Source organism: Terrabacter sp. Soil811 (assembly GCF_001429655.1).
Classification (GTDB): Bacteria; Actinomycetota; Actinomycetes; order Actinomycetales; family Dermatophilaceae; genus Terrabacter.
Genome location: NZ_LMSX01000008.1, coordinates 369,302 through 395,043, shown reverse-complemented (window position 1 = coordinate 395,043; position 25,742 = coordinate 369,302). Strand labels below are relative to the sequence as shown.

Sequence of the window (25,742 nt, the reverse complement as noted above, 5' to 3'; positions counted from 1 at the left end):
CGTCGAGGGGACGCACGTACGATCGCGACGTGACGCTTCTCGAGCGCGTCGAGCACCTTCGCGCTGTCGCTGGCTACCTGGACGACGCACGCGCTGGGCACGGGCGACTGGTCTACGTCTCGGGCGAGGCCGGCATCGGCAAGACCACCTTCGTCTCCGCCGCGGCCTCCGAGCTCGAGACCGGCGCACGCGTCGCCATCGGCAGCTGCGACGGATCCGCCACCCCTGCACCGCTCGGTCCGCTGCGCGACATGGTGCCCTCCCTCCCAGCGGGCCTGTGGCCCGAGGAGGCGAGTCGGCAGGACGTCTTCACGCGGCTCGTGGAAACCCTCCGAAACGCGCCCCCGGACCGGCCCTACCTGCTCGTCATCGAGGATGCGCACTGGGCCGACGAGGCCACCCTGGACCTCCTGCGCCACGTGGCTCGGCGCGTCCACGGGTGCCATGCCCTCGTGCTCGTCACCTACCGCCCCGAGGACGCGGGTGCCGGCAGCGCTTTGCGAATCCTCTTGGGGGACACCGCATCCGCCAGTGGGACCCGGCGGATCGACCTGCCGCCACTCAGCCCAAGGGCCGTGGCGACCCTCGTCGCCGAACGCTCGCACGACCGGCTGTCGCAGACCAGGATCGACGTGGAGCGACTGCACGACGTCACGGGCGGCAACGCGTTCTTCGTCACCGAAGTGCTCTCCGGCGACACGGCCGGCATGCCCCCGACCGTGCGCGACGCGGTGCTCGCCCGCGTCGCCCGTCTCCACGAGTCGTCACAGCGAGCCCTCGAAGTGGTCGCCCTGACCGGGTCGAGAGCCGAGAGCGACCTGCTCGAAGGACTCCTGAGCGAGGGCCTGGCCGTCCTCGACGAGCCGCTCGCCCGGGGACTGGTCGTCATGTCGGGTCGGGAGGTCACGTTCCGTCACGAGCTGGGCAGGCTCGCCGTCGCCGACGAGGTTCCTGCCGGACGACGGCTCCACATCCACCGCCGACTCCTCGCGGCGCTCGAGAGTCGCGGAGCCGACCCGGCGCGGCTGGCGCACCATGCCGACGCTGCCGGGGACAGCCGGGCCGTGCTGGCCCATGCGCCCGAGGCCGGGGCACGGGCCGCTCGCCTCGGCGCCCACCGGGAAGCCGTCGACCAGTACCGCCGCGCCCTGCAGCACGCGGACACCCTGCCTGACACCGAGGTGCCCTCCCGCCGCCGGGCCGACCTGCTCTGGGCCCTCGGCTACGAGCTCTATCTCACCGACCGCATCGAGGGCGCCATCGAGGCGGGCGACGCGGCCCGCCGGATCTGGGACGCCGCCGACGACGCCACGCGGGTCGGCGACGCGTGGCGGTGCCTGTCACGGCTCAGCTGGTTCGCGGGGCGCAAGGCCGAGGCCGAGACGCAGGCCGCGGTCGCCGTCGACGTGCTCGAAGGGGGCTCGACCTTCGAGCTGGCGTTGGCCTACAGCAACCTCGCGCAGCTCCGCATGCTGGCCACCGACCTGGCCGGCACCCGGGAGTGGGCGCACCGGACGCTGGACCTCGCCGACTCGCTCGACGACCTGGCGCAGCAGACCGAGGTGCGCGTGCACGCCCTCAACAACCTCGGCACGATCGAGATCGCGGCCGGTGACTTCGCCTCCGGGGCCGCGATGCTCGACGACAGCCTCCAGCAGGCACGCGCCGCCGACCTCCACGAGCACGCGGCTCGCGCGTACTGCAACCTCGCGTCGAGCGCCGTGCTGCAGCGGCGGCATGAGGACGCACGGCGCTACCTCCTCGAGGGCATCGAGTACTGCTCAGAGCGCGACCTCGACTCGTGGACCCTCTATCTCGAGGGGCTCTCCCATCCCGAAAGGACCACGAGCATGCCGCTCTTCATGGACGTCCACTCCCTCGGCGACGGGGTCACGATGGACGCGGTCGCCCAGGCACACCGGGCCGACCTCGCCACGCAGGACCCCCACGGTGTCAACTACCTGCGCTACTGGGTCGACGAGCGCCGGGGCCAGATCTTCTGCCTCGTCGAGGCTCCCGACGCCGAGGCCGCCAACATCGTGCACCGCGACGCCCACGGGCTCGTCGCCGACGCCATCTACGAGGTGCAGGAGGGCGTCTGACCGCCCCATCCGCTCCATCCGCCCCACCCGCACCACTGCCAACCGCCTGACGACCCAGCCGTATGCCGCCACCCCGAGGTGACGGCATACGGCCACGTCGTCCTGCACCCACGCGGTCGCCCACCTGTCATCCCCGGTCGTCCCGGCACCGTCCCAGCCGATGGAACCGCACGGTTGGCCCGCGCGTTGGGCGGGTAGAAACCAGTCGTCACCTCGACGGAATCTTCATGTTCACTTGAACGTTGATCCAGACGAGGCACGCGTGGACAGACGGTCCACGCACGACCCGAAGGGGGTGCACCATGAGGCGAAGGAAGTACGAGGAGTTCGAAGAGGACAACGGAACCGTGCTGCGCTACGCCCGCCACGACAACGGTGGCGGTTTCGTCGAGTCGCACGCCCACGTCGACCCTGCGGCCTATGTCGCCGAGAACGCCTACGTCGACCGCGGAGCGGTCGTCGGCGCGGGAGCCCGCATCGCGAGCGGTGCCTGGATCGACCGCGGCGCGGTCGTCCACGCCGGAGCCAGCATCGGCACCACGGCACACGTGGCCGCCGGCGCCGTCGTCGGGCGCGATGCCCGGATCGGCGCACGCGTCAAGATCGGCGCCAACGCCCACGTCTGGGACGGCGTGCGCGTCGACAGCGACGACGTCATCTCCGAGGGCTCTGTCGTCCGCGCCGGCTCCCAGCACCGCCGCGCCGCCTGACGCCGGTCCGGTCAGCGGGTGCCGGCCACCCGGGACACCGCTGCGGCGACCGCCGGCGCGACGCTCGCGTCGAAGACGCTGGGGATGATGAAGCTCGGGTTGATCTCGCCCGGCTCGACCGAGTCGGCGATGGCGGTCGCCGCGGCGACCATCATGGCGTCCGTGATGTCGGAGACGCCGGCGTCGAGCAGCCCGCGGAAGAAGCCCGGGAAGACGAGGACGTTGTTGATCTGGTTCGGGTGGTCGGAGCGGCCGGTCGCGACGACGGCGGCGTGCTCGCTCGCGGCGATCGGGTCGACCTCCGGCACGGGGTTGGCGAGGGCGAAGACGATCGCGTCGGGAGCCATGGTCGCGATGTCGTCACCCGTCAGCAGGTCCGGCGCCGAGACGCCGATGAAGACGTCCGCACCGACGAGGACCTCCTTGAGGGTGCCGCTCTGGTGACCGGTGTTCGTGTGGTCGGCGATCCACTGGCGGAAGGGCTCCATGCCCTCGTTGCCGTTGTGGACGGCACCCGTGCGACCGCAGGCGACGATGTTGCGGGCACCCTGGGTCAGCAGGAGACGGATGATCGCGTGACCCGCGGCGCCGACGCCGGACACGACGATGTGCACGTCGTCGATGGACTTGTTGACGACGCGCAGGGCGTTCTTGAGCGCGGCGAGGACGACGATCGCGGTGCCGTGCTGGTCATCGTGGAAGACGGGGATGTCGAGGAGGTCACGCAGGCGTGACTCGATCTCGAAACACCTTGGGGCAGAGATGTCCTCGAGGTTGATGCCGCCGTACACAGGGGCGATCGCGCGCACGATCTCGACGATCGCATCGGGGTCCTGGGTGTCGAGGCAGACCGGCCAGGCGTCGACTCCCCCGAACTGCTTGAAGAGCGCGGCCTTGCCCTCCATCACCGGGAGGGCCGCGAGCGGGCCGATGTTGCCCAGCCCCAGGACGGCCGAGCCGTCGGTGACGACGGCGACGGTGTTGCGCTTGATCGTGAGACGGCGGGCGTCCTCCGGGTGCTCGACGATCGCCTGACAGATGCGGGCGACTCCGGGCGTGTACGCGCGTGACAGGTCGTCGCGGTGCTTGAGGGGCACCTTCGGGTTCACCTCGATCTTGCCGCCGAGGTGGAGCAGGAACGTCTGGTCGCTGACCTTGCGGACGACCGCCCCCGGGATCGCGGCGATCGCCTCGGTGATGAGGTGACCGTGCGCCTCGTCCCGCGTGTCGCACGTGACGTCGACGACGAGCCGGTCGGTGCGGCTCTCGGCGACGTCGAGCGCCGTGAGGGCTCCGCCGGTGGACGAGACGGCGGTGGTGAGGGCCGACGTCGCGTTGGCGGCGGCCGGCACCTCGACCCGGACGGTGATCGAGTACCCAGGACTCGGGATGGCCATGACAGTCCTCTCGCGCGGAGCAACGGTGCCCGACCCGTTCATCCTCCACCCGCGACGGTCGGCCCGCTCGGATGCCGACCGTCTCGTCGGGAATGTCGCCGGCATGCCGCAGAGGTCGTGGCCGGCGCATCGGTTTCGTGACCGGCCCGGACGCGCGCCCGTCTGTTCACTGCCGCCCCGAACGGGCCAGGGCCACGAGGTCTCGCATCCCGGCATCCGGCAGGTACGCGCGGCTCAGGGCCAGCCCGATGCGCGGGAGCGCGGCCTCGTCCGGGAAGACGAGATAGAGCGGTTCGTGCCTCGGTTGGAACTTCGACTTGAAGGCATGCAAGGACCTGAAGCCGTAGTACGGCTCCAGGGACTCGCCGAGTCGGTCGAGGAAGACGTCGAGCGTGCCCCGGTCCAAGGACTCGTCACCCGCAGAGGGCCGGGTCCGGGCCAACGGGGCACCCGAGAGGGAGACGAGGGCGCAGCCCTCCTCCTTGAAGGTGAGACAGGCCGAGGCGATGAGGAACTCCATGGAGTAGCGGAAGCCGCCGGGCAGGCGCCGCATGACGTCCAGCGTCCAGCCGGCGGGGTCCCCACCCCCGCTCGCGTGGAACGGCATCCACGACGTGACCCCGTGGACCGTGGCGTCACCGTCGATGGCCAGGCCGACTCGGACGTGAGGGTCGAGGGCTTCATCCACGCCACCGAGGGTGAAGCCCATCTCGGGCAGCCCCTTGTCCTCGACCCATTCGGACGAGATCGCCTTGACCTGCATCTGTATGCCGCGTGGCATGTCCTTGAGTGGGCCGATCCGGAAGCCGATGCCGAGCTTGGCCGCCTGGTTGAGGGCGGTGCGCACGTCCTGCCATGCCTTGCCGACGAAGTCCAGCGTGGGCAGGTCGACCCAGGCCTCTTCCGCCACCTGGAGGGAGTGCCATCCCTGCGCTCGCGCATGTCGAGAGGCCTCTCCCGTCACGGTGAAGAGGCACGGCACCAATCCCTGGGCGTGCACGGCGTTCGCGAAGGCGCCGAGCAGCATGGACCGGTCCTCCTCGGCCGAGGCCACGGGGTCACACAGCCCGACCGCGACGCCGGCGTGCACGCGGTACGCGACGTATCCCGACACGGAGGCCGGCGTGAACCAGCGGTTCTCCGGCCAGGTCGTCATCCACGCGAGACGGTTGACCGTGCCCTGCTGCCGCAGCAGCTGCGTGGCCCGTGAGCGCTGGTCGTCGTCGGCGGGAGCGACGATGCTGCCGCTGGTGCGGCGAGCGCGGCGGGGCGACGGGTTGCGGAACGCATGGCGGCCCACGAGGCACACGGACAGGCCGAGCCCGTTGCCGAAGAGCTCCCAGCCGGCAGCGAGGAGTCCCTGCTCACCCACCGCGATCATGTAGCCGAGGTTCAGGACCTGGATGACCATGACGACGAGCAGGAGCCCCACGGCCCAGCGCCAGGCCAGTCGCCGGCCCTTGTAGAGCGACCGGGCGAGCCACAGCCAGAGGACGATCTGGAGGACGCCGAGCAGCACGTCCGTGTCGGCGAGCTCCGCGGCCCGGGCCTCCGGGCTCAGGGTGACCGCGAACGGGCCGTCCGCGGTGGTGAAGGGGCGTAGCGCGACCTCGACCGCGGCGATGACGAAGAAGCCGGACGCGAGCAGGCGGAAGTCTCGTCGCGTCAGGTGGCGGAAGGTGAGCAACGGCGCGCGGCCCATGAGAGTCGGTCCGAGGAGCAGGCCGAAACCCACCCCCAGCACGTGCTCGAGGTCCGCGAGTGCGCCCATGTGGATGACGAAGAGCACGACGTAGGCGCCGAGCAACGCCCGGACCCGGCCACGCCACGGGGGTGACAGCGTGACCGACGCTGCGGCCGCCGCGCCGAGGAACCCGGCGGACGGCCCCGCGTCGAGCACTGCGGCGAGGTGCGTCGTCCACGCGTAGCCGTGGTCACGGGTGAGCCACAGCAGACCGGCGGCACCCAGGACGGCTACGACGTGGCAGGACACGAGCGCCACTGCGTAGCGGAGCGAGCCCAGGCGCCACTCCGCGAAGCCCCCGAACACGATGAGCCCCAGCAGGATCGGGACGTACTGGAACGGCCGCGCCGCGAAGAAGGCACCGGTCAGCACGGTGGGCCAGGAACCCTGCTCGAACGCGGGCAGGCCGTAGCTCACGGAGTCGTTCAGCGGCCGATCGAGGAGCGGGTCCCAGAGGGACCGGGTCCACACCGACAGCGCGAGGGTGGCGACGACGAGAATGCTCGTCAGCGGTAGGCGACTCGTCACCGTCCAGAGACGGGACATGCCTTCGATTGTCCTGCCAACCACCCCTCGCGTCGAGGACGTGCTGGATGTCCGACGAGCCCGTCCGACGCCGCCGACGCGGCCGACGTGGCCGACGCCTCAGCGGGATGCCTGCGTCAGGGCGAGGAACTCCGCCCGCGAGCGTGAGTCGTCCCGGAGGGCGCCGAGCAGGCTCGAGGTGATGGTCGTGGTGCCCGGGGCCTGCACGCCGCGCAGCGTCATGCAGAGGTGCTCGGCCTCGACGACCACGCCGACCCCGACCGGGCTGAGCTGGGCGCACAGCCAGTCGGCGACCTGGACGGTCAGTCGCTCCTGCACCTGGGGACGCGACGAGAAGTGCTCGAGCACACGAGCCAGCTTGGACAGGCCGAGGATGCGCCCGCCCGGGAGGTAGCCGATGTGCGCGGTCCCGACGAACGGGAGCATGTGGTGCTCGCAGAGGGACCGCACCGGGATGCCCCTCGCGACGATCAGCTCGTCGTAGCCGCCGTCGTTGGGGAACGTCGTCATCTGGAACGGTCGTGGGCTCATCAGCTCTGCGAGCGATGCGGCCATGCGTTCCGGTGTGCGCGCCAGCGACTCGTTGTCCAGGTCGATTCCCAGTGCCTCCAGCATGATTCGGGCTCCGGAGGCCGCGCGCGCCAGGTCCGGTTCGGTGACGGCACCGGTTCCCGCCCAGTGCCTTCGGGCGCGATCACGAAGTCCAGCCTGTTCCGGTGACGGGCTCATGCGCTCGTTCCTTCCCGGGCGCGGAGCCCGTCATGGTCGTGGAGGGCCAGGACGCCCGCGTCGCCCCGGGGACGGGACGAGGCCGACCGCAACCAACGGCGGGCGCTCTCGTGGGCCCGCGCCACGAGAGCGGTCGTCTGGCTGAAGTCGGCGGGTGACACCGACAGGGGGCACAGCGGGGGCAGGACGTGCAGCCGCGCACCGCCGTCATAGCCGCGGACCTGCGCCATGAGCTGGCGGTGCAGCAGCAGGCTCAGCGCCGTCAGGACCGAGCCGAGCGCGGTCGTCGGACCTGCTCCCGCGCACGGGTAGCCGGCGGGCAGCAGATAGATGTCCGTGACGCCGTGCGCCGCTGTGTGGGCCAGCACGTCCAGCTCGCCGATGGCGCCGTCGACGAGGGTCCTGCCCTGACGCACCACGGGCGGGAGCAGCCCCGGGACCGCAGCGCTGGCTCGGACGGCGCTGACGGCTGCACCCGTGCCCATCACGATGCCCTGACCGGTCACGAGATCCGTGGCCGTGACCTCGACCGGGACACGTGCGTCGTCGAGGTCGTCGTAGCCGAGGTTGCTCTGCAGGAGGCGCTCGAGGCCGGTGCCGGCGAACAGCGACGGTTGGGTCCCGCGTGCGGCCCCGAGCCACCGAAGCGGGTCCGGGGCGAAGATGTCCTGGCGACGCATCCGTTGCCAGAGGCCCACGAGGGCCTCCAGTCTGGCCCGCGTGCTCCCGGGTCCGGCGAGGTAGGCCGCGTTGACGGCGCCGACGGACGTGCCGACGAGCAGGTCGGGCTCGATCTTGCAGTCGCGCAGGGCCAGGAGCATCCCGACCTGCACCGCGCCGAGGCTGCCGCCCCCGGTCAGCACGAAGGCCGTGCTCATGGTCAGCCCCGCCGGACCGGCCACAGCACGGGGCGCGGGTCGAAGCGCGTGGCGAGCCGCTGCAGGGCGACGGCCGCCGACAGCAGGCCGAGGTCGCGCAGGGCCACATCGTAGAAGCCGGGGAGGAGCAGCAGGTTGAGGATGATGCCGCCGAGCCACGCGGCCACGACGATGGCGCCGAGACGCGGGTGGAGGGCGACGACCAGGCCGGCCACCACCTCGACGATGCCGACGACATACATCGCCTCGTGCGGTGTGACCGGCAACGGCCGGGACAGCACGGGGGCCAGGTACTGGTCCCACTGCACGAGGAGGTTGGTGAACTTGTCGAGACCGAAGACGACCGGGGCGACGACGAAGGCAGCGCGCAGCACGGCATACGCCTGGTAGGTGGGGTCACTCCTGTCCGGACGTGCGGGGCGCTCGACCCGACGGGTGGTGCTGGGACTGCCGATGGTGACCATGCGTGTCCTCCTGGACTGGTGGCTCGGTGCCCTCCGGGCTGCTCCGCGACATCGAGCCGGCCGAGTGGGACGCTGACGGGGTGTTAGTGCGTCCACGCGTCATCGGTCTTACCGCGCTGTCCCCGACCGGTAAGACCGGCGACGCTGCACACCGCCAACAGGGCATGACCCCGCACCAGACCCACACCCCGGCCACCGCGGTCCCCTGCCAGTCCGCCGGACCACCGCTCGACGTCGTCGAGTGGCGCAGGTGCCGGCTGCGCGAGGCGGGCTTCCCGGCCCTGCTCGCTCGGGACCTGGCCCGGCAGCGGGTCGACCTGCACGCGCTGCTCGAGCTCGTGGACGCCGGCTGCCCGCCGGAGCTCGCGGCACGCATCCTGTCCCCGCTCGACGGCCTCGACGGCCTCGATGGCCTCGATGCGCCGCAGGTGGGCCGATGACCGCGGTGAGCAGGGACGAGCAGCGCTCGAACACCTCGGTGTCGTCACCACCGTCGGATGCCCCCAGCCCGATGGACTGGGTGGAGGCGCTCACCGGTGGAGGACCCGAACAGGCCGCGGCCCTGCGAGAGCTGCACACGCTGATGCTCCGGGCCGCCGCGCACCAGGTGTGGCGCATGCGTCCCGCGCTGCCCGATCCTTCCCCGTCGGCGGTCGACGTCATCGTCAACCAGGCGGCCGACGAGGCCATGACCGCACTGCTGGCCAAGCTGCACACCTTCGAGGGGCGGAGCCGCTTCACGACGTGGGCCTTCAAGTTCGCCATCCTCCAGGCGGCGACCGAGGTCCGGCGGCTGCAGTGGCGGCACCGTGAGGTGGAGCTCCGTGACCTCGACGTGCCGAGCGCGCCGCGGCACGAGGACCCCGAGCTGTATGCGGAGGGAAACGACCTCGCGGCGGCCGTGGCCGCAGCGATGCGTGGCGTTCTCACGCCCTACCAGCGCCGCATCGCGATCGCCCTCCTCGTCGACGGCATCCCGATCGACGTTCTTGCCGAGCGCCTGGGCACCAACCGAGGAGCCCTCTACAAGACGCTGCACGACCTCCGGGTCCGCCTGCGGACGGAGCTCACCGCGAACGGCTACCTGCCCGTCCACCCGGCAGACCCACCGGATCCGGCCCCCTCCGACGCCCGCTCACGCATCTCCCCCACCCCCACGGCAGGCACTCCATGAGCACGACACCTCGCCCCGACTCGGCCGCCCTGACACCACGCAACGTCAGTGCGCTGCTGCAGGACACGACCCCCTGGCTCTCGTGCGACGAGTGCTTCGAACGGATGGACAGCTATGCCGAGGCGCTGGTGCACGACCCCACCTACCGGGACAAGGCGATGGCCGCCCACCTGCGGGGGTGCGCAGCCTGCGACGAGGAGGCCGAGTCGCTGCTGCGGCTGCTCGACGGCGGGTGAGGCTCGGGCCCAGCTCCGCCACCCGGCAGGCGACCACGTCTCGGGTCCGGTGTGGACCCGAGACGTGGTCGCCTGCTGGTGGCTCAGTGCGCCTCACGGGTGAGGCTGAAGCGGGCCGCGACCCCTGAGATGAGCAACGCCCAACCGGTGAGCACGAGGGCAGCAGTCGTCGGGCTCAGCATCCCGTGCGCTGCCGTGCCGACGCTGGTCAGGGCGATGGCAGCCCCCGCGGGGAGCCACTGGGCGACCTCGGGGAGGGCGCTGGCGAGGATGCCGACCTCGATGATCATGACCCAGGTGATCGCCCCGACGATGGCAGCGACCGTGTTGCGGGTCAGTGCCCCGAGTGCGACGCCGACGAGGCCGTAGAGGGCGGAGGCCACCGTGGCGCCGATCCAGAGCTGGGCCACATCGATCGGCAGCGAGTGCACCCCGCGGGCGCCGTAGATGATCACGGCCTCCGCGTAGGCGACGCCGAAGGTGCCGGCGCCCAGGAGTGCACCGAGCCCGAGGACGGTGACGGCCTTGGCCGCGAGCACCCGGGCGCGGCGGGGCTCGCCGAGGAAGGTCTGCATGATGGTGCGGTGTCGGTACTCGCCGGCGACGACGAGCACCCCGATGGCCAACATCACCATCGAGGTGAGCGCTGACACGGAGAGCGTGTGGTTGACGTGGTCCGTCGACCCGAAGGCCGGTCCCCCGGGACTGGGGACGAGTGCGTTGGCGGCGACGGAGGCCATTCCGAGCACGAGGGTGATGCCGAGGCTCACCCACGCAGCGGGGGTGGTGCGAAGCTTGTAGAGCTCAAGGGAGACAAGGGTTCTCATGACCAGACTTCCTGGGTGTCGGTGGAGTGGATAAGGTCGTGGAAGACCGACTCGAGGTCGGTGTCGTCGGTGACGATGTCGCGGACCGGGCCGGCGGCGGCGAGGGTGCCGCGGTGGATCACGACGAGGTCGTCAGCGACCGCCGCGACCTCGCTGAGCAGGTGGCTCGACAGGAAGACGGTGCCGCCGGCGTCCGCGAAGGACCGCAGGAAGCGGCGCATCTCGCGGATGCCGTCCGGGTCGAGGCCGTTGAGCGGCTCGTCGAGGACGAGCACTGACGGGTCGCCCACGAGCGCCGAGGCCAGGGCGAGCCGCTGACGCATGCCGAGCGAGAAGCCACCGACCCGGCGACCGGCCGCGGCCCCGAGACCGAAGCGGTGGAGGAGGTCGTCTGCCGTGTCGGTGGGAACCCCCGCCTGCCTCGCGGTCAGGCGGATGTGGTTGCGGGCAGAGCGGTTCGGGTGGAATCCCTGGTCGAGGACCGCGCCGACGACGCGAGTCGGATGGGGCAGGTCGGCGTAGCGGACGCCATCGATCGTCGCCTCCCCGCTGGTCGGGTCGGCGAGACCGAGCATGATCCGCATGCTCGTCGTCTTCCCTGCCCCGTTGACGCCGAGGAACGCGGTGACTCGGCCGGGAAGGGCCGTCGCCGTGAAGCCGTCGAGGACGGTGACGGGACCGTAGTGCTTCGTGAGCTGGTGGAACGAGAGTGTTGGCATGGTGCTGAGCTCCTGTGTCGGGCCGGTTTGGCTGAGACCAACGATCCGGCTCCACGGGGTCCTCGGTCGTCGGCCGTGCGGCCGAGCCTCCGCGTGCGCCTGGGGGTGGGGTCATCGGTCGCCCACGAGACGGCATACCTCCCGGGGCGTACGCCCCGAAGCCGATCCCACGGAGGCCCGCGCTCCCTACCCTTCAGGTATGGACACGCGTTGGCGGCGACGCCCGCGGCGGCTGGACCCACGGGTCGCCGACGCTCTCGTCGCGCTCGGCCTCTTCGTCCTGCTCGTCCTGTCGTTCGGCGTGGCCGTCCGCGCAGGGCAGCGGCCGGTGGACGCGTGGGCCTGGGTGCTGGGCATCCTCATGACGGCGCCGTACGCCGTGCACCGCCGAGCCCCGTGGCTCGCCCTCACCGTGACGCTCCTGGCCCTCGTGGCCTTCTCGCTGCTCCACTACGCCCCCTACCCCGGGGTCAGCGCCTTCGCTCTGCTGTTCGGACTCGCGCTGCACGGTCGACGCCGCGACTCGCTCCTGGCGCTCGGCGCGACCGTGGGGGCCTTCTGTCTGGCCATCGCCGCCCAACCCGCAGGCGTGGTCTCCCCGAGCGACGTCGTCTCGACCCTGCTCGCGACAGCGGTCGCGTGGCTGGCCGGCGACAACCTGCGCCAGCGACGCCTCCGGTGGGCGGCGATCGAAGAGCGAGCCCGCCTGCTCGAGCGCGAGCGGGAGGACCGGGACCGCGCGGCCGTGACGGCGGAGCGGCTTCGGATCGCCCGCGAGCTGCACGACGTCGTGGCTCATTCGATGTCGGTGATCGCGGTCCAGGCGGGTGTCGGGAGCCACGTCATCGCCACAGACCCGACGGCAGCTCGAGACGCCCTGGCGGTCATCGAGTCGACCAGCCGTGGTGCGCTCACCGAGATGCGTCGGATGCTCGGGGTGCTCCGCCAGGACGGTGAGACCGCGATGCACCCCATGCCCGGGCTCGCCGACATCCCACGGCTCGTGGCCGAGACGCGCCGGACCGGTGTCGGGGTCACCGTGAGCTCGACCGGCGACGGCGCGAGCCTGCCCGCCGGCCTGGACCTCGCGGCATACCGCGTCGTGCAGGAGGCGCTGACGAACGTCCTCAAGCACGGCGGACCCGTCGCTCACGTCCACATCGCCTGCTCGGAGGAGGAGGTCGACCTCGAGGTGCTCGACGAGGGACCAGCCAGGCGTCCGCGCCGTGGGGACGTCCCGGCGTCGGACGTCGGCGTCGCCCCGGGCGCCGGCCAGGGACTGGTGGGCATGCGGGAGCGGGTGGAGCTCTACGGCGGGAGCTTCGAGGCCGGCCCGAGGCCCGGAGGTGGGTTCCGGGTGCACGCCACGCTGCCGTATGCGGTGCAGACGCCGTGAGTGCGCCGGTGCGCGTCGTCGTGGTGGACGACCAGGCCCTCGTGCGAGGAGCGTTCTGCGTGCTGGTGGGCTCCGCGCCCGACCTCGAGGTCGTGGGTGAGGGCGAGAACGGCGCCGAGGCGGTCGCGCTCGCGCGCGAGCTCGAGCCGGACGTCGTGCTCATGGACATCCGGATGCCGGTGATGGACGGACTCGCGGCGACAGGCGCCATCGCCGCCCTCGGCCTGTCCACACGCGTGCTCGTCCTGACGACCTTCGACCTCGACGAGTACGTCTTCGGAGCCCTGCGCGCCGGAGCCAGCGGCTTCCTGCTCAAGGACACGCCGCCGGCCCAGCTGCTCGACGGGATCCGAGTCATCGCGCGTGGTGAGTCGCTGCTCGCGCCCACGGTGACGCGCCTGCTCATCGAGGAGTTCGTCCGGCGAGAGCCGGCCGACGTGGTCGGACGACCCGACCCGCCCGCGTCCCTGGACGCGCTGACGGAGCGCGAGCGGGAGGTTCTCCTGCTCGTCGCCAGGGGCCTGTCCAACCACGAGATCGGCACCGAGCTCTTCGTCACCCCGGCGACGGCCAAGACCCACGTGAGCCGACTCCTCATGAAGCTCGGAGCCCGAGACCGCACCCAGCTCGTCGTCATGGCCTACGAGAGCGGACTCGTGGAGCCGCACGCCCCCTGAACCCGGCCCACGCGGGCCACGGCCCCGGCAGTTACGCCGGGTCAGCCCACGTCATCGAGGCAGGCCGACCGACATCGTCATGCCCGACGGGGTGGTCAGTCCCGGCAGCGCATTCGGGGCGGACAACAGCAGCAGGCCGAGGACCAGCAGGAGCGCGGCCGTCGCGTACGTGACGACGCGCCGCCACGGGAGCAGCTTCTCGAGGGCGATGATGCCCGCCACGAGAGCCATCCACGTGAGACTCATGACGCCCAGCGCGAAGAGGGAAGCCATCAGGGCCCAGCAGCATCCGACACACCAGGCCCCGTTGCGAACTCCCATCCTCAGGGCCCCCCTCAATCCACCGCGCCACGAGCCCAGAAGCGCACCAAGAGGGCTGCGGCACGCGCCGAGACACACGTCCTTGAGGGGGGTGAGCTCGTACACGGCGGCGACCACCAGAGTGACGCCCGCGACGGCCCGCCCGGCGTTGTCCCACGCGAGTGCATCCCCGAAGATGGCACCGACGATCACCCCGATGCCGTACGCGATGACCCCCGCGACGGCCCAGGTCAGCAGATACCCCGCGGCGAACATCCAGGGTGACAGCGGCGCACTGGTCCTGGTGAGACGGGAGTACAAGGCGACCGTGGGTGCGACGGAAGGCAACATCATCGCCGCCATCATGACCACCCAGATGCCCAGGAACCAGCCGAGGCTGCCGAGACTCGTCCAGGGTCCGGCATCCATCCCGCGCATCTCACGCGCAGTCAGCAGCCAGCCGAGCGCGGCGAGGGCGAAGAGCGCGACAACCAGACCCACGCGCGTGCGCATCGCGGCGATCGCCGGACCCGGACCCGCATCACCCCCCGGCTCGGCCGGCGCGCGCATCGAGGTCAGGCGGCCCAGGCGAACGTGGACGTCGACAGGCCCGTCTTGCCCTCGTACGAGATCCCGAACGCGTTGATGCGGGTGCGGCGTGCCTCGGCCATCGTCAGGTCGGAACCGACCGGGTGGAACATTCCGTGGAAACGCACCGGCTCTCCGGTCTCGACGCCGAACGGGACGATGTCCTCGATCTCGAAGTCGATCGAGTCACCCACCCGCACACGGTGCAGCAGCCCGTCGTCCGAGATGTCGATGGCGGCGCGCTCGACCCCCACGACCTCCCCCACCAAGGGCGCCAGAGCACCCATCGGCCCACCCAGCTGCCCGCCGAAGACCTTGACCAGCTGGTCGAACTGCTCATCGCTGGCGTCATCATCGACGTAGACCCCGAGCCGCCAGTTGCCCTGGGTCATCACCTTCGGGGTGTCGGCGATCAACACGACCCTCCGCCCGCTGATGTCAGTGCCCTCGACCTGGCCCTCACTGATGGTGAAGGCGAGGGTCACCCGACAGAAGTCGTAGGTTGCGCCGTGATCGAGGGAGAGGTTGCACGGACACATGAGCTCGCACGAACAGGTCTCCACGTAGCTACCGGTCAGATTCCACGCCATCGTCGAACCCCTTCCTCGTGCCCTCCAGTTTTTCCCCAACGGCGTTGCGCGTCAACGAAACTGAGGAGCCATTTCCCCGTTCGGCGCGATCTGCGGCGCCCCCACCAGCCCGACGTGTCCCCGGAGGGTCCGGGGCCTCCGTCCCCGTGAACTGTTTGGGATACTTCGACTCGTTTGTCGCCCGGCGGCGGGCGGCGACGGGCCGAGGCAGGTGCTTCCGGATCCGTGCGTGCCCCGGTGGGCCGGGTCGGCCCAGTGCGCTCACGGAACGCGGAAGCGCTCTTGCTGTCATGCTTGATATGTGGGTGATCCTTCGGGGTCGCCGACGCTCCTACGTTGGGGTGTCCGTTCTCCTCGAGGAGGCCCCGTATGCCGAGCGTTGTGTCGTGTCTGATTCCGTCCGCTGAGCCTCGGCAGGAGCTGTTCGGCGATCCGCTGCTGGATGCCTACCTGGAGTTCTTGTCCGGGCGCTGTCGGCCGAACTCGGTGCTGGCGGCACGGTTCGACCTGAAGGTGTTCTTCACGGTCGTGGCCAAGCCGGTCGAGGCGGTGACGGCCACCGACGTGCTGGGGTTCATCACCGCCCAACGCAGCGGCGCCCCTCACCTTCCGGACCCGCTGCTCGCTCCGGTCGGCGGTGACACGGTCGGGGTGTCCCTGCGGACCGTGCGTCGCCGACTGTCCACGGTCGCAGGGCTGTACGCGTTCCTGACCGCCCGAGGCGACGTGCCCAGCAACCCGGTCCCGCGCGGGCTGCCGACTCGCCGCGAACGGCACCGGCCGTCCCAGGGTGTGCCGTTGGTGCGGGCGCCGCAACGGACGCTGCCGCGGATCCTGACCCCGGTCGAGGTCGACGCCCTCACCACCGCGTTGCGCACGCACCGGGACCGGGCCATGGTCGCCGCGATGCTGCTCGGCGGGCTGCGGCGCTGCGAGGTCCTCGGGCTGCGGATGGAGGATGTCCGGGCCGCGGAGCGTCGGTTGTTCATCGCTCAGGGCAAGGGCGGGCACCAACGATTCGTGCCGATCTCCTCGCGGTTCTTCGAGCACCTGGGCGCCTACCTCGAGCAGGAGCGACCCGCCGACGCCGACACCGACGTCGTGTTTCTCGTGTTGAAGCGTCCCCGGCGGGGCCGGCCGTTGAGCGCGTACGGCCTCGACGAGGTCCTCGACGGCGCCCGCGCCAGGGCCGGATTGGCGCACGCGTCCTGTCACGAGCTGCGCCACACCTGCCTGACCCGGCTGCGGGAGGCCGGGATGCCGCTGGAGGCCGTCCAGGCCCAAGCCGGGCACNNCGATCGAGTCGACCCGGATCTATCTGCACCTGGCCGACGACTGGCTCGCCTCCCAGTACCGCCGCGCCGCGGAAGTCATCGACGCCCAGGTCTTCGCCGGCCAACCAGGGTCGCCCGTGCCGCCTGTCCCGCCGCATCTTCGGGACCATCCAGACCGTCAAGACCGAGCCGCGGTCCCGGGGTTCCGGAGGCTGAGGTGAGTGGGCCGCTGCTGCTGCCGACCTGGGAGCAGCTCGAGGCGACCCACCCGCACGTGGTGGCCACGATGCGCGCCTACCTGGCCCAGGTCGCCTGCGTCCTACGCCCGGGCAGCGTCACCGGCGCTGACCTCGCGCTACGCTCCTTCACCACCTACCTCGCCACCGAACACCCTGGGCTGCAACGCGTTCGGGACATCGACCGGCCGCACATCGAGGGCTTCAAGACGTGGGTCGCGGCCCGACCCGGACAGAACAAGGAACGCGTCACCCCAGCCACCATCGCCCACCGCCTCGGCACCCTACGAGTGTTCTTCACCCGGATCGATGAATGGGGCTGGGACGACGCCCCACCCCGGGTCCCGATGTTCCTGGGTGACGTCCCCCGACAGCACCACGCCCTGCCCAAAGCGCTCGATGACCCGAGCGCAGCCAAGCTGCTGCGCGCCGCGCAAGCCGACCRGCGSATGCTCGTCGGGGTCACCGTCGAGTTCCTCCTACGCACCGGCCTACGCGTCGGGGAATACACCGCCCTGAGCTCCGACGCCGTCGTGCTCATCGGCGACACCCACTGGCTCCACGTCCCGGTCGGCAAGCTCCACGAAGACCGCTACCTGCCGCTGCACCCACGCATTGTGCAGCTCGTCGACACCTACCGCGCCGCGCACGTCCCGGACGGACACCCACTGCTCATCCCCTACGAAAACGGCAGGGCCCTGGACCGGCACGCCGTCACCCGGTTCATCAACACAGCCGGCTCCGCGGCCGGCCTCGGCCACATCCACCCCCACCAGCTCCGGCACACCCTGGCCACCCAAGCCATCAACCGCGGCATNGCGCGCTTGTTCGTCGGCCCGTCGTAGGCGTCGAGCACGAGGTCGCCGAGCCCCGGACACCCACTGCTCATCCCCTACGAAAACGGCAGGGCCCTGGACCGGCACGCCGTCACCCGGTTCATCAACACAGCCGGCTCCGCGGCCGGCCTCGGCCACATCCACCCCCACCAGCTCCGGCACACCCTGGCCACCCAAGCCATCAACCGCGGCATGWSCATCGAGGCCATCGCCGCGATGCTCGGACACAAGTCCCTGGACATGACCCTCGTGTACGCCAAGATCGCCAACCGCACCGTCGCCGAGGAGTACTTCACCGTCGCCGAGAAAGTCGAGGCCCTCTACGCCCAACCCGCCCAGCTGCCCACCCAGCTGCCCGCCGAGGACCTCGGCCCGAACATGGCCCGACTCAACCGCGAACACCACCGCATGCTCGGCAACGGCTACTGCGTCCGGCCCAAGAYSATGGACTGCCAGTACGAGAACATCTGCGAGTCCTGCACGTTCTTCCAGACCACCATCGAGTTCCGACCCACCCTGCTCGCCCAACGCGCCGACGCCTGCGCCAAGGGCCAAACCCGTGCCAGTACGAGAACATCTGCGAGTCCTGCACGTTCTTCCAGACCACCATCGAGTTCCGACCCACCCTGCTCGCCCAACGCGCCGACGCCTGCGCCAARGGCCAAACCCGACGAACCGAGATCTACGACAACCTCATCACCAGCCTCGACAMCACCGAAGCCTCTTGACACCGATCACCCACATAATGCCGATGTGCGTGCGTTCTGGGTGCGGCCAAGGCCGCCCGGTGTTGTTCCGAGGCGCAAGAAGGCCCTGGCGTCAAGCTGCTGGTGTGGCAGGACGAACGAGCGTCCTGCCACACCAACTGCGTTCAGCTTCCGGAGGTGGTGGCCGACGTCCGTGGCGTGCACGGTGCCGGGGCGCATACGGCAAAGCCGTTGGTGACTTCTTCCGCATAGTGACTGCCGGCGTAGTCGTACTCGACCTTGGTCCTTGGCCAGAGCCACTGCCCATCTTTGGTCACCTTGGCCACAAGGAAGAGCTCGACTTGGCCGTCCGAGGCAGCCGTCATCTCGAAGCCCTGCAAGGGTTTCGCGTGGTTCGACCACTCCCTTGCAGGCCAAGACCCCGCGCCGAGGTAGCCGGTGTCGAGTGCCGCGATGTCGACGACGACGGCCGGCTCGAACAAGATGCCGTCGCCGGTTTCCTCCGCCGCGGGTACAAGTTCCGCGGACAGGTTCGTGATGGGACTGCCGCCTTCGTTCGTCATGACGTTGAAGCCGTAGGCGACCATCTGCCCCACCTTCGACTCCATCGTGACCACTGCGTCGCCGCCACGTATACGCAACGGCCCATCCTTCAGGTCAGAGCCGCTGCAGCCCGCCAAGCCCGGCAGCAGCGCCAAGACACCCACGACGGCTGCGCGACGGATCACCTGGCGGGCTACACGCATCATCAGACGATGTTCTGGGAGTGGATGATGCCGGGGTTGGTGGCCTCATCTCCGGTGATCCCGCAAAGCCAAACGCCGCGACCGCGCTTGCTGTCCCAGTGCATGTCCATCTTCGTGGAGTAGCCCGACGTGCCGCCCAGGTTCAGGTACGGCGTCGACACGGCAACGGAGGAGCGGGTCGCTCGGGACGAGGAGATCGTGAGGCCGGTGCCGGCCGGGTATGTGCCCCGGTAAGAGGACATTGGCGACTGGATGCAGCCGCGGTCATACGCTCCGGCCTGGGTGTCCGAGCCGACGCCACCGGCCCACGTCTGGACCGCCGTCTTCTGGTCACCGACGCGCAGGCCGCTGCCTGAGCAGGTGCTGCCGTTGGCCGCGCCGTAGTAGTCCTGGATGTGCCCCTTCTGGTAGCGCATGTCGGTCCTGATCCACGCGTGGAACGCTGTCGTGTGGCTGCTGGTCACCGCAGTGCTCAGCGAGTTGCCCACGTGCGCGCTCCCGCTGATGGACCAGGCGGAAGAGCCCCACGACTTGGCGCCCACGTCGATGTCGGAGTCGGCCGTGGTGCCGTACTGCCAGTACGAGTCAGCGTTGGAGGCGTTGTGGTGCTGTCCCAGGCGCGTCGAGAGGCGGTAGGTGGTGTCGATGACGTACTGGCATCCATAGGCGGTGGCCGTGGTCGCCGTCGCGACGCCGTTGACGGCCTTCGGCGTACCGTTGAGGAGCTTTCCCTTGGTGTCGTAGACGTACTGCACGTTGACAGGGCCGGCGAGGTCTTGGCGTTCCTTCGTCGACCAGGCGTGGTTGTGCCAGGCGCGGGAGAAGTTCTGGCTGGTCGTCCCGGACGCCGAGTCGACCGTGAGCTGGAAGTTCACCCAGCCGTCATTGCGGTTGGCCTCGGCGACCATCTTGTCGTTGGGCGTGGCCGTCAGCTGGTATCGGCCGTTCACGTCGGTTCGCCCCGCTGAGAGGACCACGGGCGTGATGACATCGCCCGTGGCCGCCGTGTCGAGACCGGGGTACCAGATCAGCTTGACGCTGGCTCCGGCGATGACGCCTTGGCGTTCGCTGGACTGCAGGAGGATGGTCTCGGTGTTCAGCGCTCCTGTGGAGCGGCTCACCTCCCCGGCGGCAAGGACGTTCCCCGACGGCGGCTGTGCCAGCGGCGCCGACTGCGCGGCCGGTGCGGCATGCGCACCAACCGCTCCAGCCGTCGCCAGGAGTGGGCCCACGAACATGATGACGACTGAACGCGTCACTCTCATATGAAGTAACTCCCCTGTGACGAGGGTCCCCTGTAGACCCCTGCCCGCGGCAGACTGCTGTACGCAGCAGAAGTCGGCAACCCGAACGCCCGGATTTTGCCAAGCCCATACCATCAGCCCCGGACGGCCAACGTCACCACGCAGGCGGAGCCGGACTCCGCGGTTTGCGCCGCTGCACCCTGACGGCGATAGGGATGCGCACGGAAGAGACGCGAGCATGACGCGATTTCGCCCCATCGGGCGCTCGGACGTCACGTGCGTAGGACGACTGCCTCGTCCGACTTGGGCCGATCGGTAGCGCTCAGTAATGCGCCTTTGGAGGTCGACGGGGAGCGCTTAGAAGTACATGAACGGATCGGCGAGTTCTCCCTACAGGGGAACCAATGGTTCCGGTCCGGACGACGGGCACAGCTTCGCGAGGTCGTCCTACAGCCGAGCACGCAAGGTCGGGTGAAGCGGCTTCTCCGGTATGAGCGCGACCTGGTCTCCGACCGCGCGCACGAGCACGCATGAGATCCTCCGGCGCCCCTGAACTGCAGCGCCACACAGCCACACCTGCTTGAGCGCGTCATCGAACCAGTCACGCAGTTCCGGCTCGACGAAGCTGCCAAGCCTGTTGTTGCAGCTCGCGCAGGTCACCGTCCTGCGCTGGCCGCCGAGGTCCTCCTGGGGCGCATGCTCGCGCGTGCCTCTCTCGAGGGACCCGAGACAAATCGGGCACTTGCCGAAGTCCCGGAATGCGGCAGTCGCGAGCCCCACGGCTCGGCACCGCAACCCGTCGGGCGACACGCGAGTGATGGCCTGCTGCACCCCCGTTGACCCTTCGAGCGTCATCTCGTGCACGGGAGCGAGCCCCTTCGCGCTCCCGGGCGATCGTCGGCCGACGACGGAGCTGACCATTGCTACCGACTGGGGCGGCACCGAATCCGGTGCCGCCCCAGTGCGGTCATGTCACGCTGAACGAACTTGCGACATACGTGACCAAGAAGTCGTCAATCGCGATCTAGCCGCTCGTGACACTTTCTGACCATCGACATCAGCTGCAGCCGCTGGTGCTTCCGCAACCCTCGCAGACGTAGCAGGAGCCGGCGGGGCGCATCTTCGTGCCGCACGTCATGCAGATCGGCGCGTCGGCCGTGATGCCGCCGAACTTCTCGAGCAGCTCGGCCGAGCTGTGCACGTCGCTGGAGATCTCGCGGGCGGAGGCAGCGCCCGCACCCGACTTCACCTCGGCGGCCGCGGCCGGAGACTCGGCGTGGGCCTCCTCGGCCTTGTGCTCGGCCTTCTTGGAGACCGGGGCCGACTGCTGGAGCGACTCGAGCTCGTCCTCGAGGTCCTCGTCGGACTCGTCGGACTCGATGGCCTCGTAGGAGCCGGTCTCGACCTGGCGCGCCCGCTCCGACGCCGTGTGGATGCCCATGAAGGAGCGGGTGTCGAAGTCGAGGTAGTCCAGCGCGAGGCGGCGGAAGACGTAGTCCATGATCGACTGCGCCATGCGCACGTCCGGGTCGTCCGTCAGGCCGGCCGGCTCGAAGCGGAGGTTCGTGAACTTCTCCACGAACGTCTCCAGCGGCACGCCGTACTGGAGACCGATGGACACGGCGATCGAGAAGGCGTCCATCACGCCGGCCAAGGTCGAGCCCTGCTTGCCGAACTTGAGGAAGATCTCGCCGAGCTGCTGGTCGTCGTACGTGCCGGCCGTGAGGTAGCCCTCGGCCCCACCGACGGCGAACGACGTCGTCTGCGAGGTGCGACGCTTGGGCAGGCGGCGACGGACCGGGCGGTACTCGATGACCTTCTCGACCTTGACCTCGGCGGCAGCAGCCTCGGCAGCGGCCTTGTTGTCCTTGGCCGTCGAGCCACCGTCGGACAGCGGCTGACCGACCTTGCAGTTGTCGCGGTAGATGGCGAGCGCCTTGATGCCGAGCTTCCAGCCCTGCATGTAGACGTCCTGGATCTCCTCGACCGTCGCCGTCTCCGGCAGGTTGACCGTCTTGGAGATGGCACCGGAGAGGAACGGCTGCGTCGCGGCCATCATGCGCACGTGGCCCATGGCCGAGATCGAGCGCGCACCCATGGCGGTGTCGAAGACCTCGTAGTGCTCGGGCTTGAGGCCGGGGGCGTCGATGACGTGACCCTTGTCAGCGATGTACTCGACGATCGCCTCGACCGTCTCGCCGGTGTAGCCCATCTTGCGCAGCGCCCGCGGGATCGTCAGGTTGACGATCTGCATCGAGCCGCCACCGACGAGCTTCTTGAACTTCACGAGCGAGAAGTCCGGCTCGATGCCGGTCGTGTCGCAGTCCATCATGAAGCCGATGGTGCCGGTCGGGGCCAGCACCGACGCCTGGGCGTTGCGGTAGCCGTGCTTCTCACCGAGCTTGACGACGTCGTCCCACGCCTTCGTCGCGAGCTTGTGGACGTCGGAGTCCATCGCGTCGAGCGTCTTGATGTTGTCGTTGGCGGCCTGGTGCTTGCGCATGACCCGCTTGTGGGCGTCCGCGTTGCGGGCGTAGCCGGCGTAGGCGCCGACGACCGAGGCCATCTCGGCGGACCGCTTGTAGGCGGCACCCGTGAGCAGCGAGGTGATCGAGGCGGCGAGCGCGCGGCCACCCTCGGAGTCGTAGCCGTGGCCGGTCGCCATGAGGAGCGCACCGAGGTTGGCGTAGCCGATGCCGAGCTGGCGGTAGTTGCGCGTCGTCTCGCCGATCGGCTCGGTCGGGAAGTCCGCGAAGCAGATCGAGATGTCCATCGCGGTGATGACGAGCTCGACGACCTTCTGGAAGGTGACGGCGTCGAACGTGTCGTCGTCGCGCAGGAACTTCAGCAGGTTGAGCGAGGCGAGGTTGCACGAGCTGTTGTCGAGCGACATGTACTCGGAGCACGGGTTGGACGCGGTGATGCGGCCCGTCTCGGGGTTGGTGTGCCACGCGTTGATCGTGTCGTCGTACTGGATGCCCGGGTCGGCGCACTCCCACGCGGCCTTGGCGATCTTGCCGAAGAGCTCACGGGCGTCGACCGTGTCGATGACGGAGCCGTCGCTGCGCGAGCGCAGCCCGAACTCCGTGCCGTCCTCGACGGCCTTCATGAACTCGTCGTTGACGCGGACCGAGTTGTTGGCGTTCTGGTACTGGACGGAGACGATGTCCTTGCCGCCGAGGTCCATGTCGAAGCCGGCGTCGCGCAGGGCGCGGATCTTGTCCTCCTCGCGCGCCTTCGTCTCGACGAACTCCTCGATGTCGGGGTGGTCGACGTCGAGGACGACCATCTTGGCCGCACGACGCGTCGCGCCGCCCGACTTGATGGTGCCGGCGGACGCGTCGGCGCCGCGCATGAAGGAGACGGGACCGGAGGCCGTGCCACCGGAGGAGAGCAGCTCCTTGGAGGAGCGGATGCGGGAGAGGTTGAGCCCGGCGCCGGATCCGCCCTGGAAGATCTTCCCCTCCTCCTTGTACCAGTTGAGGATCGAGTCCATCGAGTCGTCGACGGCGAGGATGAAGCAGGCCGAGACCTGCTGCGGGCTCTTGGTGCCGACGTTGAACCACACGGGCGAGTTGAACGAGAAGACCTGGTGCAGCAGGGCGTGGGTCAGCTCGTGCTCGAAGATCTCGGCGTCGTCGGGCGAGGCGAAGTAGCCGTTGCTCTTGCCGGCGGCGACATAGGTCAGCACGACGCGGTCGATGAGCTGCTTGAGCGAGACCTCACGGGCGGCCGTGCCGACGGCGCCGCGGAAGTACTTGGTGGTGACGATGGTGCTGGCGTTGACCGACCAGAAGTCGGGGAACTCGACCCCGCGCTGCTCGAAGATCGTCTCGCCCGTCTTCCAGTTCTGCTGGACGACGTCGCGCTTCTCCCACGTGACCTCGTCGTAGGGGTGCACACCGGGCGTGGTGTAGATGCGCTCGATCTTGACGCCCTTGGCGCCTGCCTTCGAGCGTGAGCTGCGGTTACCGATCTCCGTCATGTCGTGCGGCCTCCCTGACCGAATCTGCTGCTGGTTTCAAGTGTTGCGTGGGGCACCGACAGGGCGGGTGTCCCGGACGTGCTGTGGAGGGTGGTTACCGCTGGACGTCGAGCCGGGACGGAGCCGTGGGCTCCTCCCCCAGCGCGTCGTGCTCGGCTCGAAGGAGCGCGATGGCTCCCTCGAAGTCCTCGAGGCTCTCCCAGGCCTGGTAGACACTGGCGAACCTGAGGTATGCGACCTCGTCGAGCTCGCGGAGCGGTTCGAGGACGGCCATGCCGACCTCGTGCGCCTCGATCTCGGCGTTTCCCTGCGACCGGATCGCCTCCTCGACCTTCTGGGCGAGAAGGGCCAGATCGTCCTCGCTGACGGGCCGCCCCTGGCATGACTTGCGCACGCCTGAGAGGACCTTGGCCCGGCTGAACGGCTCGGAGGCCCCCGACCGCTTGATCACGTTGAGGCTCGAGGTCTCGAGCGTCGTGAAGCGGCGGTTGCACTCGGGGCACTGGCGTCGGCGCCTGATGCAGGCGCCGTCGTCGGTGGTGCGCGAGTCGATGACCCGCGAGTCGGTGTGGCGACAGAACGGACAGTGCACGTCTGGTCACCTTCCCTTCCACGAGACCCAGTCGTTCAACGGTTCCAAGCCGTCCCGTATGCCGTCCCGAGCCCGTCCCAACCCCCGCCCGGTGTTCGTGGGACCGGTCGGGGCTGGGGATGGATCTGGGGATGACGTGGGGATGACCTGTGCGTAACCCCCGTTTGCCTGGGGACTACATGTGGACGTCTTACATCTGTGTAACTACTAGATGTAGGGGTAACTGTAGGCATGGTGTGACCCCGATCGCAAGCACGTGCGCGAGGTCCGGCGCGTCGCGTCCCTGACCTGCACAAACGTCACTCCAGTCCCAGGCGTCCCGGCGTGTCGCGAGGCATCCATCCCCAACATCTAGGGGTGGCCGGCGCCGCCCACTCCCCCATCTACGGGTTCACGAGCGTATGCCGCCCGGCCGCGACCGCGACGATCGGGCCCCTCCGGGCACCACGGCCGTGAGACCCGGCCCGGTGCGCGGGGTCGGGTGGCGCCGTCGGTCAGCGAGCCGCGGCCTCGCCGAGCTGCACCTCGAGCTGGCGCACGCGGGTGACGAGCCCCTTCAGCAGCAGGACGGCGGTGTGCGGGTGCTGGTCGATGAGGTCGGTGAACGCGGCGGGCGAGAGCCGGAAGGCACTGAGTCCGTCGGGGCCACTCGTGACCGTGGCCGTGCGCCCCGACCCGTCGATGAGCGACATCTCACCGAAGTAGTCACCCTTCGACAGCGAGCCGACTCCTCGGCCGTCGACGTCGACGTCGGCCGTCCCCTCGAGCAGCATCACCATGCCGGCGCCCCGGTCGCCCTGCTTGACGACGGGTACGCCGGGGCCCACCTTCACCGTGGAGCCGCGCGCGATCACCTCTTCGACGAGGTCGTCGGGCAGCTCGCAGAAGAGTTCGACGGCGCAGAGCGAGTCCTTCAGGCTCATGACGTGCCTCCCACCTCGTGGCCCACTCGCGGGCCGGCCCTTCGACGGTAGCCCTCGTCGGAGCGTGCGGGTAGGCATTCGACGAAGACGAGGAAAGACGTTCCGGGAGGGCAGAGCACGCG

At 69.8% G+C, this 25,742-nt stretch carries 23 protein-coding genes and 2 pseudogenes; 10 read left to right on the top strand and 15 right to left on the bottom strand.

What is annotated here, in order from left to right; genetic code table 11:
- Window positions 1-29 precede the first annotated feature (29 nt).
- Entirely contained in the window at window positions 30-2,102 is a 2,073-nt protein-coding gene (locus tag ASH01_RS12355; RefSeq protein ID WP_235509606.1) for a nickel-binding protein, read from the top strand.
- A gap of 302 nt (window positions 2,103-2,404) precedes the next feature.
- Entirely contained in the window at window positions 2,405-2,812 is a 408-nt protein-coding gene (locus ASH01_RS12350) for a DapH/DapD/GlmU-related protein (protein WP_056776093.1), read from the top strand.
- An 11-nt stretch (window positions 2,813-2,823) separates the two neighbouring features.
- Here ASH01_RS12350 and ASH01_RS12345 read toward each other — a convergent pair whose 3' ends face one another.
- From ASH01_RS12345 to ASH01_RS12325, 5 genes are all read right to left on the bottom strand, one after another.
- Complete coding sequence (locus ASH01_RS12345; protein ID WP_056776090.1) at window positions 2,824-4,209, bottom strand: NAD-dependent malic enzyme; 1,386 nt, start codon at window positions 4,207-4,209, stop codon at window positions 2,824-2,826.
- 166 nt (window positions 4,210-4,375) lie between these two features.
- Window positions 4,376-6,499 carry a bifunctional lysylphosphatidylglycerol flippase/synthetase MprF gene (locus tag ASH01_RS12340; protein ID WP_056776089.1) on the bottom strand — a complete coding sequence of 708 codons (2,124 nt, stop codon included), beginning with the start codon at window positions 6,497-6,499 and terminating at the stop codon, window positions 4,376-4,378.
- A gap of 99 nt (window positions 6,500-6,598) precedes the next feature.
- Window positions 6,599-7,144, bottom strand: coding sequence for a GTP cyclohydrolase I (folE, locus tag ASH01_RS12335; protein WP_056777648.1), 546 nt, complete (start codon window positions 7,142-7,144; stop codon window positions 6,599-6,601).
- A gap of 80 nt (window positions 7,145-7,224) precedes the next feature.
- Window positions 7,225-8,106, bottom strand: a complete 882-nt coding sequence (locus ASH01_RS12330; RefSeq protein WP_156415558.1) for a patatin-like phospholipase family protein — start codon at window positions 8,104-8,106, stop codon at window positions 7,225-7,227.
- Window positions 8,107-8,108: 2 nt separating this feature from the next.
- Window positions 8,109-8,570, bottom strand: coding sequence for a hypothetical protein (locus tag ASH01_RS12325; RefSeq protein ID WP_056776085.1), 462 nt, complete (start codon window positions 8,568-8,570; stop codon window positions 8,109-8,111).
- Between the two features lie 2 nt (window positions 8,571-8,572).
- Here ASH01_RS12325 and ASH01_RS23430 point away from each other — a divergent pair, with 2 nt between their 5' ends.
- From ASH01_RS23430 to ASH01_RS12310, 3 genes are read left to right on the top strand one after another with little or no spacing between them, the layout of a single operon-like run.
- A complete protein-coding gene (locus tag ASH01_RS23430) occupies window positions 8,573-9,010 on the top strand; it encodes a hypothetical protein (protein WP_200961793.1) in 438 nt (145 codons plus the stop codon).
- The gene (locus ASH01_RS12315) at window positions 9,007-9,744 is read left to right on the top strand and encodes an RNA polymerase sigma factor (protein WP_056776082.1); all 738 of its coding nucleotides are present in this window, start codon (window positions 9,007-9,009) and stop codon (window positions 9,742-9,744) included. The genes ASH01_RS23430 and ASH01_RS12315 overlap by 4 nt, the downstream gene beginning before the upstream one ends.
- Window positions 9,741-9,980, top strand: coding sequence for a hypothetical protein (locus ASH01_RS12310; protein ID WP_056776080.1), 240 nt, complete (start codon window positions 9,741-9,743; stop codon window positions 9,978-9,980). Before ASH01_RS12315 ends, ASH01_RS12310 begins: the two co-directional genes overlap by 4 nt.
- A gap of 83 nt (window positions 9,981-10,063) precedes the next feature.
- Here ASH01_RS12310 and ASH01_RS12305 read toward each other — a convergent pair whose 3' ends face one another.
- Together ASH01_RS12305 and ASH01_RS12300 are read right to left on the bottom strand one after the other, a co-directional pair.
- Window positions 10,064-10,807: an ABC transporter permease gene (locus tag ASH01_RS12305; protein WP_082619790.1), complete on the bottom strand. Its 744-nt coding sequence runs from the start codon at window positions 10,805-10,807 to the stop codon at window positions 10,064-10,066.
- Window positions 10,804-11,526 carry an ABC transporter ATP-binding protein gene (locus ASH01_RS12300; protein WP_056776077.1) on the bottom strand — a complete coding sequence of 241 codons (723 nt, stop codon included), beginning with the start codon at window positions 11,524-11,526 and terminating at the stop codon, window positions 10,804-10,806. The genes ASH01_RS12305 and ASH01_RS12300 overlap by 4 nt, the downstream gene beginning before the upstream one ends.
- A 199-nt stretch (window positions 11,527-11,725) precedes the next feature.
- Between ASH01_RS12300 and ASH01_RS12295 the strand changes: the two genes are divergently transcribed.
- Window positions 11,726-12,922 (top strand): sensor histidine kinase, encoded by a 1,197-nt coding sequence (locus ASH01_RS12295; protein WP_056776075.1) that lies wholly within the window; start codon window positions 11,726-11,728, stop codon window positions 12,920-12,922.
- Window positions 12,919-13,599, top strand: coding sequence for a response regulator (locus ASH01_RS12290; protein WP_200959199.1), 681 nt, complete (start codon window positions 12,919-12,921; stop codon window positions 13,597-13,599). The genes ASH01_RS12295 and ASH01_RS12290 overlap by 4 nt, the downstream gene beginning before the upstream one ends.
- Before the next feature lie 51 nt (window positions 13,600-13,650).
- Here ASH01_RS12290 and ASH01_RS12285 read toward each other — a convergent pair whose 3' ends face one another.
- Window positions 13,651-14,469, bottom strand: a complete 819-nt coding sequence (locus ASH01_RS12285; RefSeq protein WP_056776073.1) for a DUF2182 domain-containing protein — start codon at window positions 14,467-14,469, stop codon at window positions 13,651-13,653.
- Window positions 14,470-14,474: 5 nt separating this feature from the next.
- Window positions 14,475-15,077 carry a DUF1326 domain-containing protein gene (locus ASH01_RS12280; RefSeq protein WP_056776071.1) on the bottom strand — a complete coding sequence of 201 codons (603 nt, stop codon included), beginning with the start codon at window positions 15,075-15,077 and terminating at the stop codon, window positions 14,475-14,477.
- 369 nt (window positions 15,078-15,446) lie between these two features.
- On the opposite strand from ASH01_RS12280, the pseudogene ASH01_RS23670 reads away from it, so the two are divergent.
- The 3 genes and pseudogenes from ASH01_RS23670 to ASH01_RS24020 form a co-directional block, all read left to right on the top strand.
- A pseudogene (locus tag ASH01_RS23670) lies at window positions 15,447-16,370 on the top strand (tyrosine-type recombinase/integrase); the annotation flags it as partial.
- 267 nt (window positions 16,371-16,637) lie between these two features.
- Window positions 16,638-17,404: pseudogene (locus tag ASH01_RS24025) on the top strand (tyrosine-type recombinase/integrase); the annotation flags it as partial.
- 211 nt (window positions 17,405-17,615) lie between these two features.
- Window positions 17,616-18,368 carry a hypothetical protein gene (locus tag ASH01_RS24020; protein ID WP_443081129.1) on the top strand — a complete coding sequence of 251 codons (753 nt, stop codon included), beginning with the start codon at window positions 17,616-17,618 and terminating at the stop codon, window positions 18,366-18,368.
- Here ASH01_RS24020 and ASH01_RS12260 read toward each other — a convergent pair.
- The 6 genes from ASH01_RS12260 to ASH01_RS12235 form a co-directional block, all read right to left on the bottom strand.
- Complete coding sequence (locus ASH01_RS12260; protein WP_056776064.1) at window positions 18,295-18,879, bottom strand: hypothetical protein; 585 nt, start codon at window positions 18,877-18,879, stop codon at window positions 18,295-18,297. The genes ASH01_RS24020 and ASH01_RS12260 overlap by 74 nt on opposite strands.
- Window positions 18,879-20,255, bottom strand: a complete 1,377-nt coding sequence (locus ASH01_RS12255; protein ID WP_156415557.1) for a hypothetical protein — start codon at window positions 20,253-20,255, stop codon at window positions 18,879-18,881. Before ASH01_RS12255 ends, ASH01_RS12260 begins: the two co-directional genes overlap by 1 nt.
- A 312-nt stretch (window positions 20,256-20,567) precedes the next feature.
- Window positions 20,568-20,951 carry a hypothetical protein gene (locus ASH01_RS12250; protein WP_156415556.1) on the bottom strand — a complete coding sequence of 128 codons (384 nt, stop codon included), beginning with the start codon at window positions 20,949-20,951 and terminating at the stop codon, window positions 20,568-20,570.
- A gap of 226 nt (window positions 20,952-21,177) precedes the next feature.
- A complete protein-coding gene (locus tag ASH01_RS12245; RefSeq protein WP_056776059.1) occupies window positions 21,178-24,105 on the bottom strand; it encodes a vitamin B12-dependent ribonucleotide reductase in 2,928 nt (975 codons plus the stop codon).
- Between the two features lie 94 nt (window positions 24,106-24,199).
- Window positions 24,200-24,697, bottom strand: coding sequence for a transcriptional regulator NrdR (gene nrdR / locus ASH01_RS12240; RefSeq protein ID WP_056776057.1), 498 nt, complete (start codon window positions 24,695-24,697; stop codon window positions 24,200-24,202).
- A 494-nt stretch (window positions 24,698-25,191) separates the two neighbouring features.
- Window positions 25,192-25,620: a Crp/Fnr family transcriptional regulator gene (locus ASH01_RS12235; protein WP_056776055.1), complete on the bottom strand. Its 429-nt coding sequence runs from the start codon at window positions 25,618-25,620 to the stop codon at window positions 25,192-25,194.
- Between the last annotated feature and the right edge of the window lie 122 nt (window positions 25,621-25,742).